The organism is Cerasibacillus terrae, assembly GCF_008039555.1.
In the GTDB taxonomy this organism is placed as follows: Bacteria; Bacillota; Bacilli; order Bacillales; family Amphibacillaceae; genus Cerasibacillus; species Cerasibacillus terrae.
Genome location: NZ_VDUW01000008.1, coordinates 72,169 through 85,175, shown reverse-complemented (window position 1 = coordinate 85,175; position 13,007 = coordinate 72,169). Strand labels below are relative to the sequence as shown.

Here is a 13,007-nt window from a genome sequence, read left to right as displayed (position 1 = left end):
CACTATATACAATATAACATAAACTCGTTATAAAGTCAAACAAAATATTATAACAAGTTATTCGAATTCATGCAATACATAAATTCACTATTTATCCTTATTATTTCTATTTGTTAACAATTTATGTATGTAAGTTATAATTCAAGCTTACATACAGTTCCTTTAAAATTGAATCAAATAAATAATTCTAAGGCATTTTACATTTCTGCTATATCTTCATCGTTCAGATATGGCATTCCTGTACGATGCATTCCCCTGGTTTCAATGCCACCAATACCTTTTTCACCTGTTAATGTATTCCGAAGCACTTCCCATACATTGACTTTCTCCATAAATGATGTATACGCTATTTTAGCAACGATATAAACTGGATCAAGTGCGTGAATATTTATTCTTGATGGGGAACTAGCAAAATTAGCCCCAGCCCGAATCAATAATTCAAAATGCGATTGACATGCACCAGCAAAGATGACCAATTGATCTAAAGATGGAATAATTTTTCGCGCTTCACGTACCGCTTCCACAAAATGTTTAGAATTACGATATGCTCTTAGTTCGTGCTTTTCCCCTTTTTGTTTGGAAAAGGAATCATGGCCAGTTATTATGATGATGTTTGGTTGGATTTTTTTCACCAGATCCCCAATTTGAAAAGGCATATCCTTCTCAGGAACGTGGACACCATGTACTTGTAAACCAATTCGTTCGTAATATTTAATGCATTTTTTTAAATAAGAAACATCCCCATCTAAATGTAGTACCCGAGGCGGGATTTGAAAAAAATTTTCATAATTATAGCCATTACTTGATATATAATCACGTTTTTCTTTCATTAATTGATAATCTTGGCGAAACAAACGGTAAGAATATTCCTCCTTTTCTTTCTCTCTTTCTTGCCTTTTTTTAAGTTCGCGTTCTTCTATTATTTGTAAATCTGACATAGGGGCATCAGCAATCAAACGAATATCTTCCCCGTGTAAAAAGGCATATTCTTGTTTTACAGATGCAACCCGAAATAATACGTCATGATTATAAGATTTTCTCGTTACCCTTTCACCTATTGAAAATGGCTGAATCTTTCCCATAGTTCCACCCCATCATCATTAAAAATCAACTCTATATAATAGCCTATGTGATGTAGGATCAATATGTACATAAAAAATGGATAAACCACTCCGTTGCTTGAATGATTTACCCATCTATATTTGTCATGCTACAACATTTTTTATAGTTTTATCATCTGGTTTAGCTGCATCAATCATAAGGAAAATAGCAGAAAGAATATGCATGATCATTCCGGCAAATGGAATCCAACCAATGCAAGATGTGATAATTCCTAAAATACTACCAGTCGATGCACCACCATCTTTTTTCGTTAATACGAGTGTGACGATATGAAATGCTAACATGAAGACTAAAGGTAACCAAGAAAAACCAATAATAATTGTAGCACCTATCACCGGAATCCCTAAAACCGCTTCCAAGCCGCCAGTAATCCACTTCAGAATTCGCGAAACAGACAAATTAAGTCAACTCCTTCAAAAATTAACATTTATCTAAATATAACAGTATTTTCAGAAAAAGTCGACACTCTTTAACAAGGGAGCTTTTACTTCTCAAAATTCAAGAGATTTTTCTAAAATGGCATTTGCAAGATTGGCAAATTCCTCTATGGTTAATGTTTCTCCACGCCTTGATCCATCTATTCCAATTTCGTCTAATATGTGTTTAATTTCCTCTTTGGACATTGAATCTTTTAAAAAACGATTTAAATTATTCCGAAGCGTCTTCCTCCGCTGAGCAAAGCTTGCCTTAACAATTTCAAAAAAGAAATCCTCGTCCTTAACATCCACTGGCGGTTTACTTCGCTTGGTTAACTTTAAAATGCTTGATTCGATGTTTGGTTGTGGGATGAACACTGTCTTCGGCACATGCATCATTATTTCTGCATCTGTGTAATATTGCATTGCAATCGTTAACGAACCATAACTTTTTGTTTTTGGTTTAGCAGCCATTCGTTCGGCTACCTCTTTTTGAATCATCACCGTAATACTTGTAATTGGTAAATTTTCTCGTAGCAACTTCATTAAAATGGGTGTTGTAATATAATATGGGAGATTGGCAACAATATGAATCTCTTTTTGTTTTGGAAAGTATTGCTGGATGATTTGATGTAAATCCGCTTTTAACACATCTTCAAGAAGAATATCGATGTTTTCGTACGCTTCTAATGTATCTTCTAAAATAGGAACTAAACGCTTATCAATTTCCAAAGCAACAACATGCTCAGCATGGCGTGCGAGTTGTTCGGTCAATGCTCCAATTCCCGGTCCAATTTCGATAACCCCAGTTGTCTTATCAATTCCTGCATGATGAATGATATTATCTAAAATATTCACATCTACTAAAAAATTTTGCCCTAAACTTTTCTTAAAGGAAAAATTAAACTTTTTTAAAATATCTTTCGTTTTTGTTGGTGTTGCTATATATTTTTCACTCATTCATTTCTTCCCTTTCTATTTCTTGTAAGGCTGATTTTAGTTGATTTTTCGTTATTTGAAACATCGTTAGCCGTTTTTGCAATTGTTTCCCATTCACATGCCCTATATTCAATATTTCTCCTAGACGTTTTCTCCGTTTGTATGCTCCTGATCCCCCGATAAGTCCTAAGCGCATCAGGTCATCCTTTTCAATTATTGGTGTAATATCTATTTCAGGAACAAGTTCATACACAGACTCTAAAGCTTTTTGGATAGATTCTACAGAGGCATGCTCAATACCAAGGCTTTTATTTTTTGGATGTTTTGCCCTTGCCTTTTCCTTCGTTAGAAATGCATGTTTACACCCTGGCACAGATTGATCAATAATATGACGAATCCGTTCTCCAGGATAATCTGGGTCTGTAAAAATAATAATACCTCTTTTATTCTGTGCATGGCGAATTTGTCCTAAAGTAAAAGAATCAATGGCCGATCCATTTGTTTCAATCGTATCTGCTTGTACAGCTTGTTTTATTTTTACGGTATCTGATTTCCCTTCTACAACAATAACTTCTTTTATTTTCAAACCTGTTCCTCTTCTCTTATAGATAACAATTAAACCTATCTATATCGTTTCTTTCCTATTATTCTTTATGCAAGACTGTTTTTGTATATTTTTTAAAGTTAAACCTTCCAATAACAACAATCATTAATAAAACAGCCTACAAACAATTCTATAATAAGATTGCTCTTACCACTATAACATGGTAAGAGCAATTTTTTAATTTATTATTTAAGTATTTTTACCTTTACTTTCTTTCTTCCAAATGCATATGCATCGTTTTTCGTTGGGAAATGAAGGTCAATACGATGGCCTACAATTGATCCACCAGTATCACCAGCAATTGCTGTTCCGTATCCTTCTACCCAAACAGTAGAACCTAATGGAATAACACTTGGATCGACTGCAACTACTTTCTTATTTGGGTTGTCTTTTATATTAATTCCTGTTGATGTATATCCTGAACATCCATTACATGACGCAGTATATGCACTTGCATCCATATAGAGTACATTTTCTGATTTAGAAGATGTAGATTTACTTGGTCGATTGTCCTGTTTAGGTTTTGATGCTGTAGGTGTAGCTGCTGTTGTAGATGTTTTTGTTATAATTGGTTCTTGTTCCTTTGTTCCAACTGCTACAATCCGATCAACCGCTTCTTTTTCTACTTTTTCATCAATTACCTTCTTATCAGCAATTTTTCCATTTTCCTTTGTTACTTTTACTTTTTTGACTAGTAAACCTTCTTTTCCTGCTTTGATTTCTTTTTCTTTTCCTTTTGTAAGATTTGAATCATTTTCCTTGACCGTCTGATATGGAATTCTATTGACTTCTTCTATAGTTTCTGTCTGTACGCGGGTAATAATGATATCCATATTTTTTTTAACAGAATCTGCTAATTTGACATTTAATTTATCATCACTATCTTCATCAAAGTCAATATTCTCCTTTTCAAGTAAGTCTTTTACTTTTCCACCAGTAGTCATTAACTTTTTTGGTTTTTTCTTTCCATCCTTCACAATTATCGGGAATGCTTTTACAATTTCAAGATTCATTCCATTCGTAATTTCAGCATCTTTTTCATGGGATAGATCATCATATTTAGAAAGGGATAAGTGCTGTTCATTTAAAAAGTCTTCAACTGTATCTGTTGTAGTATTAATCGTTTCTTCTACCCCATCCATGCTTACTTTCACTTTCTTTGCTGTTGTAAATTTAATTTCCATTCCATCTTTAATTGCTGTATCTATATCGTGTGAGAGTTTATCATATGTTCCGACAGTAATTCCAATTTCCGCTAAAAGGTCTTCAACTGTGTCTGCATGGGTTTTAATTGTTTGATTTTCCCCATTATCAGCAAATACTACTTCCACTCGTGTAGCTTCAAAAATAACAACTACTGAAAAGAATGTCAGCGCTAATACACCAATTGTAGAAATAAATGGTCTTATTTTTGATGATGGAAATAGATCTAATAATTTTCTCATGCATCCGCCTCCTTAATCGACATTGATTATAGTAAAAGGGCATATCCAATGTCAAAGTTATTCCGATTACGATTAAATTACATTTTGATTACAATCAAGAATATACCTTAAACTAACCCTTTTGATATTCCCCAAAGCTAAGTGGCATAACGGATTCAAACTTACGTTATATTTTCGCCAAAATAAAAAGATCGATTATAAAATCGACCTTTTTGCATATTATATATTCCATTTAATTCCATTTAATGTTAATAAATGGAATTAAAATGACTTGATTTGAAAAAATTCACATGCATTTTCAGTTGTTCTTTTACTAACTTCTTCAAAAGAAATTCCTCGTAATTCTGCTATTTTTTGAGCAACTAGGGATACATAAGCTGGTTCATTTCGTTTCCCACGATTAGGATGTGGTGCTAAATACGGGGCATCTGTTTCTATTAATAAGCGATTTAATGGGACAATTTTAGCCACTTCTTTTGGCATTGTTGCATTTTTAAAAGTAACTGGTCCTCCAAGTGAAATATAAAAATTCATATCTAATATCGTTTGCACGTAGTCAACAGAATCACTGTAACAATGCATAATTCCGCCAATTTCTGTTGCATTTTCATCGTGTAAAATTTCTAAGACATCTTCTGTTGCCTCACGATTATGAATAATAATTGGCATGTTTAGCTTCTTAGCAAGACGAATTTGCTTACGAAATACTTGTTTTTGAATTTCTTTCGGTGATTTATCCCAATGATAATCTAATCCCATTTCACCAAGTGCAACCACTTTTGGATGTTTTGTTAACTCTTCAATCCATATCAAGTCTTTCTCTGTCATATCAATTGCATCAACTGGATGCCAGCCAACAGAAGCATAAATATTTTCATATTGTTCAGCAATTTCCATTGCTAATGTAATTGTTTTTCGATCAAAACCAACGACATTCATGTATTTTATGCCTGCATCTTTGGCACGTTCAATCACTTCTTCACGATCTTCTACAAATTGATCTGCGTTTAAATGTACATGTGTATCAAATAACATCTGTTTTCTCACCTTTCCATTAGAAGAAAGCCAACCTCTAACGAAAGAGATTGGCCTTTTTATTTATTTTACAACAGAGCCAGCTGGTAATGACTGGTCAACAGATACCAAGGAAAGTTTCCCAGACTTCTCATCTTCTCCAGATAAAATCATTCCTTCTGACCATTCACCACGTAATTTCACCGGTTTTAAATTGGTTACACAGACAACCTTTTTTCCAATTAATTGATTTGGATCATAATATTTGGCAATGCCTGAGATCACTTGACGTTTCTCTGTTCCAAGATTCAATTGGAATTTAAGTAATTTATCTGCTCCTTTAACTTTTTCACAAGCTAATACTTCTGCTACTCGTAAATCCATTTTCATAAATTCATCAAAAGTAATTTCTGCTTTTCCTTCTGATTCCTTCTTTTCATCTTGTTCTTTCTTTTCCCCTGTTTTTCCCATCAGTGTAGCAATTTTTTCGATTTCTTTATCCATTTCTAAACGCGGAAAGAGTTGTTTTCCTTTTTGAATGGTTGTTCCTTCTTTAATGATTCCTTGTTTATAAATACTATCCCATTCTTTATACTTGGAGTCAGTTAATCCAAGTTGGTTAAATAATCCTTCTGTCGAATCAACTAAGAATGGTTGCAACATCACCCCAACAATTCGCAAGGAATCGGATAAATGAGCCATTACATTCGCTAATCGATCTTTCTTCGTATCATCTTTCGCTAAAATCCATGGTTCGTTTTCATCAATATATTTATTTGTTCGACTAATAACGTTCCAAATTGCTGCAAGTGCTGTATGGAATTCCATATTGTCCATTGCTTGTTCTACTTGCTGAACCGCTTCTTCAATTAATTTTTCTAAGGATTTGTCAACTTCCGTCTCACCGCTCTTATAAGATGGAATGACACCAGCAAAATACTTATCAATCATTGCTACTGTTCGATTCAATAAGTTACCTAAATCATTGGCTAGATCATAGTTAACTCTTTCTACAAAGGCCTCTGGTGTAAATACACCATCATGACCAAATGGGACTTCACGTAATAAATAATAACGTAATGCATCTAAACCATAATGTTCAATTAACGTTACAGGGTCAATAACATTTCCCTTTGATTTCGACATTTTCCCATCTTTCATTAAAATCCAACCATGGGCATACACTTTTTTAGGTAAAGGTAAATCAAGAGCCATTAAAATGATTGGCCAATAAATCGTATGGAAACGAACAATTTCCTTTCCAATTAAATGAACATCTGCTGGCCAATACTTCTTAAACTTTCCATCTTGATCGGTAGTATAGCCTAATGCAGTAATATAGTTTGTTAAGGCATCAATCCACACATAAATTACATGTTTTGGATCTTCTGGAACTTTTATTCCCCAGTCAAATGTCGTACGAGAAACAGCTAAGTCTTCTAACCCTGGTTTTAAAAAGTTATTAATCATCTCATTTTTCCGACTCTCGGGCAAAATGAATTCCGGATGCTCTTCATAATATTGAAGTAATCGATCTGCATATTTACTCATTTTAAAGAAATATGACTCTTCTTTCACCTTTTCGACAGAGCGATGGCAATCTGGGCATTTTCCTTCTTCTAATTGTCTTTCAGTAAAAAAGGATTCACAAGGTGTACAATACCATCCTTCATATTGATCTAAATAGATATCACCTTGTTTCACTAGCTTGTCAAATATTTTTTGAACAGCTTGTTTGTGACGATCTTCTGTTGTCCGGATAAAATCATCATTTGTTATTTTTAACCTTTTCCATAAATCTTGAATGGATTGAACGATTTGATCCACATATTCAATCGGTTTTACACCATGTTCCTTCGCTGTACGCTGTATTTTCTGTCCATGCTCGTCTGTTCCCGTCAAATACATCACATCGAAACCACGCAGCCGTTTATAACGGGCCATCGCATCACCAGCAATAGTAGAATAGGCATGGCCTATATGTAATTTATCACTCGGATAGTAAATTGGTGTCGTAATATAAAAAGTTTTCTTTTCTTCCGACATTATTATCCTTCCTCCTTAAATGACTATCGAAAAATCGTTATTAATCCTATTGTATCGACTTTTTTTGTAGATTTCCATTAGCAGTTCATTTTTAACTTATTATATATTTCATATACCAATATGTTTATTAAAAAAGTTACTTTTTTAATAACTATATTTAATGGTACCATTCATAACAAAATATGTTAAAACATCTATTAAAAATTATAAATTATAGTTTATATACTTGCATCCTTGTTTTTAATAAATGTATAATAGTACTAAATTTTCCTATAAATAGAACCTATTGTGTACTGCTCTTAAATATTTGTATATTGTCACTCTGTGAATTTTTGGAATATTTTTAAAGAAAGTGGAGATTAATATTTTCATACTAATTTTTGAAGTATAAACGTGCTGGGGACCCCTTCTAGGGAATGACACGGATTATTAAGCTACGTATGAAATATTTAAAATATGGAGGAGAGGTAAAATGAAATCTACTGGTATTGTACGGAAAGTTGATGAACTTGGTAGAATTGTAATTCCAATTGAAATTCGCCGTTCCCTTGGAATTGAAATTAAAGATCCAATTGAAATTTATGTTGACGGGGAAAATATTGTATTAAAAAGATATGAACCAAATATGGCCTGCCATGTAACAGGGGAAGTATCTGATCGAAATATTTCAATTGCTGGTGGAAAACTCGTTCTTAGTCCGGAAGGTGCTGAGCAACTCATTCAGGAAATTCAAGCAGGTTTTTCAGAAAAGAATAAATAGAGGAAAAAACGCTTGTATGTCTCTGACAACAAGCGTTTTTTTATGCATCAAAATGATAGGTCTGGTATACTTCTCGCTTTGGTAGTTTTCTTTCTATAGCAACTTGTTTAATGGCATTTTTCTTTGTACTTCCTTTCTTCACATAGTGGTCTACATGTTCAGTGATGGAAAGATTACTCCACCATAATAAATCTCCATTATTTTGTTGGTCATTATTATTTTCTAGAACGATACAACATTCCCCTTTTAGCTCATGCTCTTCTATCCAAGCAAGAACTTCTTCCACCGTTCCACGAATATATTCTTCAAAGCGTTTTGTTAATTCACGAACAAGCGCAATCCGTGTTTCCCCCCCGAAAACTCCCTCAATGACTTTTATCGTATCTTTTACTCTATATGGAGATTCATAAAAAAGAAGTGTTGCTTTATTGGCCATCAAACGTTCTAATTCCTCTTTTTTTTCCTTTTTTTTACGCGGAAGAAAACCATAGAACAAAAATTGTTTTGTTGGCAGGCCAGAACCAACTAGAGCACATAATGCAGCATTTGCTCCTGGTAATACCACAATGGGAATATCCTCCTGAATCGCTTCTTGGATTAATTTAGAACCAGGATCAGAGATTGCTGGCATTCCAGCATCACTAACGAGGGCAATTTCTTCTCCTTGTAGCAGCTTTTCTATTAACAATTGTTCCTTCGCCTTTTTACTATGCTCATGATAACTGATAAGAGGGGTTGTTATTTCAAAATGATTAAGTAATTTCTTCGTATTTCGTGTATCTTCTGCAGCAATAAGTGAGACAGCTTTCAGAATGTTTAATGCCCGAAGTGTAATATCTTCTAAATTCCCAATCGGAGTTGGAACAACATATAATGTACCTGTATCTACAGGAACAAAGCTTTTTTGATTGTTCATCGTTTACCCTTCTTTCTCAAATTCTTCAATAAGGTCAATTTTTTGTTTCCGTGATAATTGTTTAATCGCATACTCCCGACGCATTGCCTCTTGTTTTGTTAGAAAGGTTTCCACATACATTATTTCAAAAGGACCTCTACCACGTGTATATTTAGCACCTTTTCCAGATTCATGCATCTTTAATCGTTCGTTTAAATCATTCGTATAACCTGTATACAATGTATTATCTTTACATTTCAATATATAGACCATATGTTTATCCATATATGATTTCTTCCGCTTCTTCTGTATATTTTCCGTCCTGATTATAAATATATAAGGGTGGCAATATTTTTAGATCTGCCTTACCATCACGGATTCCTTCTACTAGTAAAATATTTGCTTCCTTTTTCCTCTTTGGATAAACAAGACGCAGACGCTTCGGTTCAATTCGATATTTCCGAAATAACGTTAATATGTCAACCAATCTCCCTGGTCGATGCACCATTGCTACTTTTCCCCCTGGTCGTACATGCAATTTGCATGCTTTCACCACATCTTCCAATGTACAATAAACTTCATGACGAGCAATGGTTAAATATTGATTTGTATTATGTTCTGTACGTGCAGGGGTCGGAAAATAAGGTGGATTACATGTTACAACATCAAAAGAACTATGCCCTAACACTGGTAGCATTTCTTTTAAATCACCATGAATTAAATCAATTTGTTCTGTCAGTCCATTCCACTGAACACTTCTCTTTCCCATATCGAAAATCCGTTCTTGAATTTCTACACCAGTAATTTTAGCAACAGTTCGTTTAGATAATAATAAGGGAATAACTCCATTTCCAGTACATAAATCAAGAATCTCCCCCTTTTTAATAGGTACTCTTGCAAAATGAGCTAATAAAACTGCATCAAGGGAAAAAGAAAATGCTGTTGGGCTTTGAATAATTTGCATGCTTTTATCTGCTAATAAATAATCTATACGTTCATCTCCATATAACTCCATTGTTCATAATCCTTTCTTAAAAACAATTAAAGGGAAATAAAAACTGCCTCCCATATGAGGAAGACAGCCTTTTATCCATTTTTCTTACTGAGAAGATCCAAACAGAAAATACAATCTTCTTCCCTAGGAGAGCCAAATTCTAAATTACAAATATGAAATCCCTCTTCGTATATTCTTGCCAGATTATCATAACCTTCTCCTGGGATAGCTTGATCGTCATCTTCCTGATTTTCATCATCAACGTGATCATGAATAGGATCATCTGTTCCTTTTTGCTTATGTTCCATACGATTCCGCAAATGATGGTTTTCCATTTCTAAACGATGGTTTTCTTCTAGGAGAATACTTAATTTATCCTTTAATTCACCTAATTGTTCATAAAACTCACCAATTTGCTTTTTCATATCCATTACTTGATCAAATATTTGCCGTTTTTTCACGCTTCTTCACCCTACTATTCTGTAGCTTGCGTTGTAATGATTCCTTCTTCAATCATTTCATCTATCGTATATTCAACGACACGTTCTAATTCTGTTAATTTTATTTGAATAAGCTTTTCCAATATATTTAACCCTACGACTACTCCTTGACCATATTGTGTTTCAACAGATGTACCAATATCTGGTAATTCACGTTTTGCTTCTTCATATTGGTCATTTTCATATTTTAAACAGCACATAAGTCGTCCACATAAACCAGAAATTTTAGCAGGATTTAATGACAAGTTTTGATCTTTTGCCATTTTTATTGAAACTGGTTCGAAGTCACCTAAAAATGTTGAACAACAAAGCATACGGCCACATGGCCCAATTCCACCAAGCATTTTTGCTTCATCACGAACACCAATTTGTCTAAGTTCAATTCTTGTTTTAAATTGAGCTGCTAAATCTTTCACTAAATTTCTAAAGTCAATACGGCCATCTGCTGTGAAGTAAAAAATAATTTTATTACGGTCAAAGGTGTAATCTACTTCAATTAATTTCATCTCTAGTTCATGCTTGGCTATTTTATCCGCACAAATTTTTAATGCTTCTTTTGCATATTCCTCGTTCTTCTTGACGGTTAATTTATCTTGATTGTCTGCTATGCGTAGCACTTTTTTCAATGGAAAAATAACATCTTCCTCATCTACTATTTTATCAAGCAGAACAATTTTTCCGAATTCTATGCCACGAGCTGTTTCGACAATAACATGATCATCAAGCTCCATAGCAAATCCGTTCGGGTCAAAATAGTATATCTTACCCGCTTTCTTAAAGCGGACACCTATTACTTTTATCAAACTTTATCACCTCTGTATTTGCAATGTGAGCTGTTCCATTACTAATGTTGGTTGGACATGTTGTTTTAATTTACGTTTTGCCTCTAATATATATTGCAAAATATAAATCATACTTTCTTCAGTAAATGATAATATGAATTGATCTAATCGTTCATCGTTTTGTTCAAAAAAAACGATGGAATCTTTTTTATCTATATGAAAATATAACAAATCCCGAAAAGCAAGCAATAATAAATCCAATGCTTGTTCTTGTTCTAATCTATCTTTGAAAAAAGGAATCCACTTTTGATGAATGAATAAATAAGCATCATCCGAATCCCGAGTAAACATTTCTATTAATTGTATCACTAATCTTCTTGCTTGTACAAAAGACTCATCCTGATGTAATTCATGTGCATCATGCAAATTATTTGTTAATGCACTTAAAAGACGAGCATTTGATTTAGGGATATCTTCCTCGATTAATTGCTGTTGAAAATGGACGGGATTCAATGGACGTAAATCAAGCATTTGACAGCGTGAGCGAATTGTCGGAAGAATGGATTGGCTATTTTCTGTAAGCATCATTGCTGTGGTCTCACGGCTAGGTTCTTCTAAAAATTTCAAAATTCGGTTTGCCGCATTTACAGTTAATGTGTCTGCATCCTTAATAATGTACACTTTCTGATTAGACTCTAACCCAGTATAAGCAAATTCCTTTTGTAGCTCTTCAATTTGTGCAATTTTTATTGACTGCCCGTCAGGTTCTATCCAATGTACATCAGGATGGTTTCCTGATTCGATTCGCTTACACATTACGCACTCATGACATGGCTCAACACCTGTTTTATGTTCACAGAATAATGTCTTTGCCAAAAGAAGTGCTAGGGAAGATTTACCTGTTCCACGCTCTCCCTGAAATAGGTAAGCATGCGAGAGACGGCCCTTTTGGATACTGTTTATCATAATTTTACTTACTAGTGGCTGCACTTCCGTTGCCTCAGACCATGTTTTCATGTCCATCCCTCTTCTATTTTAAAATAAAGCTATATATATAAATTAACGAGTAGACCTTTAATTTCCCCTATCATTCCTAATAGATCTACTCCCTTTTGTTCTTCGGATAATACTTCATCTGTTAGCTCCAATAATTTCTGATCTACTTCTTTGATAATTGCTAATTGGCGACTAGATCCAGTATAACTAAAATGGTGTGACTTTTCTAAATCTAACCCATTTGTAACTGCTTCTTTTAAAAAAGACTTTACAAGACGTTTAAATGTGGCTAAATCCCGAAAAGACCTATGACGGAGTAATCGCTCACCTTGTGCATCGATATTTTCCATTAATCTTGTAAGCTCTTTTTGTTTCATTTGCTGTGCTTGAGACTGAACGATTTGGTTAAATGATTGCTTTGAATCTGAAGTAATTTGGAAATTTTTTTTCGCCGTATCTAGTTTCGTATGCATTTCTTGAGTAATTTTCATCGA

General features: G+C 33.9%; 15 protein-coding genes. 1 reads left to right on the top strand and 14 read right to left on the bottom strand.

The window, feature by feature from the left end; all coding sequences use genetic code 11:
- Nucleotides 1-197: 197 nt before the first annotated feature.
- From yabG to metG, 7 genes are all read right to left on the bottom strand, one after another.
- The gene (gene yabG / locus FHP05_RS11555) at nucleotides 198-1,082 is read right to left on the bottom strand and encodes a sporulation peptidase YabG (RefSeq protein WP_147668403.1); all 885 of its coding nucleotides are present in this window, start codon (nucleotides 1,080-1,082) and stop codon (nucleotides 198-200) included.
- Between the two features lie 123 nt (nucleotides 1,083-1,205).
- Nucleotides 1,206-1,520: a hypothetical protein gene (locus FHP05_RS11550; RefSeq protein ID WP_147668401.1), complete on the bottom strand. Its 315-nt coding sequence runs from the start codon at nucleotides 1,518-1,520 to the stop codon at nucleotides 1,206-1,208.
- 93 nt (nucleotides 1,521-1,613) lie between these two features.
- Nucleotides 1,614-2,498, bottom strand: a complete 885-nt coding sequence (gene rsmA, locus FHP05_RS11545) for a 16S rRNA (adenine(1518)-N(6)/adenine(1519)-N(6))-dimethyltransferase RsmA (protein WP_147668399.1) — start codon at nucleotides 2,496-2,498, stop codon at nucleotides 1,614-1,616.
- On the bottom strand, nucleotides 2,491-3,063 hold the full coding sequence (rnmV, locus tag FHP05_RS11540) for a ribonuclease M5 (RefSeq protein ID WP_147668397.1): 573 nt from the start codon (nucleotides 3,061-3,063) through the stop codon (nucleotides 2,491-2,493). Before rnmV ends, rsmA begins: the two co-directional genes overlap by 8 nt.
- A gap of 203 nt (nucleotides 3,064-3,266) precedes the next feature.
- Nucleotides 3,267-4,526 (bottom strand): G5 and 3D domain-containing protein, encoded by a 1,260-nt coding sequence (locus FHP05_RS11535; RefSeq protein WP_147668395.1) that lies wholly within the window; start codon nucleotides 4,524-4,526, stop codon nucleotides 3,267-3,269.
- A gap of 261 nt (nucleotides 4,527-4,787) precedes the next feature.
- Nucleotides 4,788-5,561, bottom strand: coding sequence for a TatD family hydrolase (locus FHP05_RS11530; RefSeq protein ID WP_147668393.1), 774 nt, complete (start codon nucleotides 5,559-5,561; stop codon nucleotides 4,788-4,790).
- A 63-nt stretch (nucleotides 5,562-5,624) separates the two neighbouring features.
- The gene (metG, locus tag FHP05_RS11525) at nucleotides 5,625-7,586 is read right to left on the bottom strand and encodes a methionine--tRNA ligase (RefSeq protein WP_147668391.1); all 1,962 of its coding nucleotides are present in this window, start codon (nucleotides 7,584-7,586) and stop codon (nucleotides 5,625-5,627) included.
- 472 nt (nucleotides 7,587-8,058) lie between these two features.
- Here metG and FHP05_RS11520 point away from each other — a divergent pair, with 472 nt between their 5' ends.
- Complete coding sequence (locus tag FHP05_RS11520) at nucleotides 8,059-8,346, top strand: AbrB/MazE/SpoVT family DNA-binding domain-containing protein (protein ID WP_147668389.1); 288 nt, start codon at nucleotides 8,059-8,061, stop codon at nucleotides 8,344-8,346.
- Nucleotides 8,347-8,386: 40 nt separating this feature from the next.
- On the opposite strand, the gene rsmI is transcribed toward FHP05_RS11520, so the two are convergent.
- From rsmI to FHP05_RS11485, 7 genes are all read right to left on the bottom strand, one after another.
- Complete coding sequence (gene rsmI, locus FHP05_RS11515) at nucleotides 8,387-9,262, bottom strand: 16S rRNA (cytidine(1402)-2'-O)-methyltransferase (protein ID WP_147668387.1); 876 nt, start codon at nucleotides 9,260-9,262, stop codon at nucleotides 8,387-8,389.
- Between the two features lie 3 nt (nucleotides 9,263-9,265).
- Entirely contained in the window at nucleotides 9,266-9,526 is a 261-nt protein-coding gene (locus tag FHP05_RS11510) for a GIY-YIG nuclease family protein (protein ID WP_147668386.1), read from the bottom strand.
- Nucleotides 9,519-10,256 (bottom strand): tRNA1(Val) (adenine(37)-N6)-methyltransferase, encoded by a 738-nt coding sequence (locus tag FHP05_RS11505; protein WP_147668384.1) that lies wholly within the window; start codon nucleotides 10,254-10,256, stop codon nucleotides 9,519-9,521. Before FHP05_RS11505 ends, FHP05_RS11510 begins: the two co-directional genes overlap by 8 nt.
- A 71-nt stretch (nucleotides 10,257-10,327) precedes the next feature.
- Entirely contained in the window at nucleotides 10,328-10,696 is a 369-nt protein-coding gene (gene yabA, locus FHP05_RS11500) for a DNA replication initiation control protein YabA (RefSeq protein ID WP_147668382.1), read from the bottom strand.
- A gap of 14 nt (nucleotides 10,697-10,710) precedes the next feature.
- Nucleotides 10,711-11,538 carry a PSP1 domain-containing protein gene (locus FHP05_RS11495; protein WP_147668380.1) on the bottom strand — a complete coding sequence of 276 codons (828 nt, stop codon included), beginning with the start codon at nucleotides 11,536-11,538 and terminating at the stop codon, nucleotides 10,711-10,713.
- Nucleotides 11,539-11,544: 6 nt separating this feature from the next.
- Complete coding sequence (gene holB, locus FHP05_RS11490; protein WP_147668378.1) at nucleotides 11,545-12,534, bottom strand: DNA polymerase III subunit delta'; 990 nt, start codon at nucleotides 12,532-12,534, stop codon at nucleotides 11,545-11,547.
- A 29-nt stretch (nucleotides 12,535-12,563) separates the two neighbouring features.
- Nucleotides 12,564-13,004 carry a YaaR family protein gene (locus tag FHP05_RS11485; protein WP_147668376.1) on the bottom strand — a complete coding sequence of 147 codons (441 nt, stop codon included), beginning with the start codon at nucleotides 13,002-13,004 and terminating at the stop codon, nucleotides 12,564-12,566.
- Between the last annotated feature and the right edge of the window lie 3 nt (nucleotides 13,005-13,007).

Bases quoted from the DNA above. Each gene is read 5' to 3' on its own strand.
- yabG (WP_147668403.1), bottom strand. From the start codon at position 1,082: ATGGGAAAGATTCAGCCATTTTCAATAGGTGAAAGGGTAACGAGAAAA.
- rsmA (WP_147668399.1), bottom strand. From the start codon at position 2,498: ATGAGTGAAAAATATATAGCAACACCAACAAAAACGAAAGATATTTTA.
- FHP05_RS11535 (WP_147668395.1), bottom strand. From the start codon at position 4,526: ATGAGAAAATTATTAGATCTATTTCCATCATCAAAAATAAGACCATTT.
- FHP05_RS11530 (WP_147668393.1), bottom strand. From the start codon at position 5,561: ATGTTATTTGATACACATGTACATTTAAACGCAGATCAATTTGTAGAA.
- metG (WP_147668391.1), bottom strand. From the start codon at position 7,586: ATGTCGGAAGAAAAGAAAACTTTTTATATTACGACACCAATTTACTAT.
- FHP05_RS11520 (WP_147668389.1), top strand. From the start codon at position 8,059: ATGAAATCTACTGGTATTGTACGGAAAGTTGATGAACTTGGTAGAATT.
- rsmI (WP_147668387.1), bottom strand. From the start codon at position 9,262: ATGAACAATCAAAAAAGCTTTGTTCCTGTAGATACAGGTACATTATAT.
- FHP05_RS11510 (WP_147668386.1), bottom strand. From the start codon at position 9,526: ATGGATAAACATATGGTCTATATATTGAAATGTAAAGATAATACATTG.
- FHP05_RS11505 (WP_147668384.1), bottom strand. From the start codon at position 10,256: ATGGAGTTATATGGAGATGAACGTATAGATTATTTATTAGCAGATAAA.
- holB (WP_147668378.1), bottom strand. From the start codon at position 12,534: ATGAAAACATGGTCTGAGGCAACGGAAGTGCAGCCACTAGTAAGTAAA.
- FHP05_RS11485 (WP_147668376.1), bottom strand. From the start codon at position 13,004: ATGAAAATTACTCAAGAAATGCATACGAAACTAGATACGGCGAAAAAA.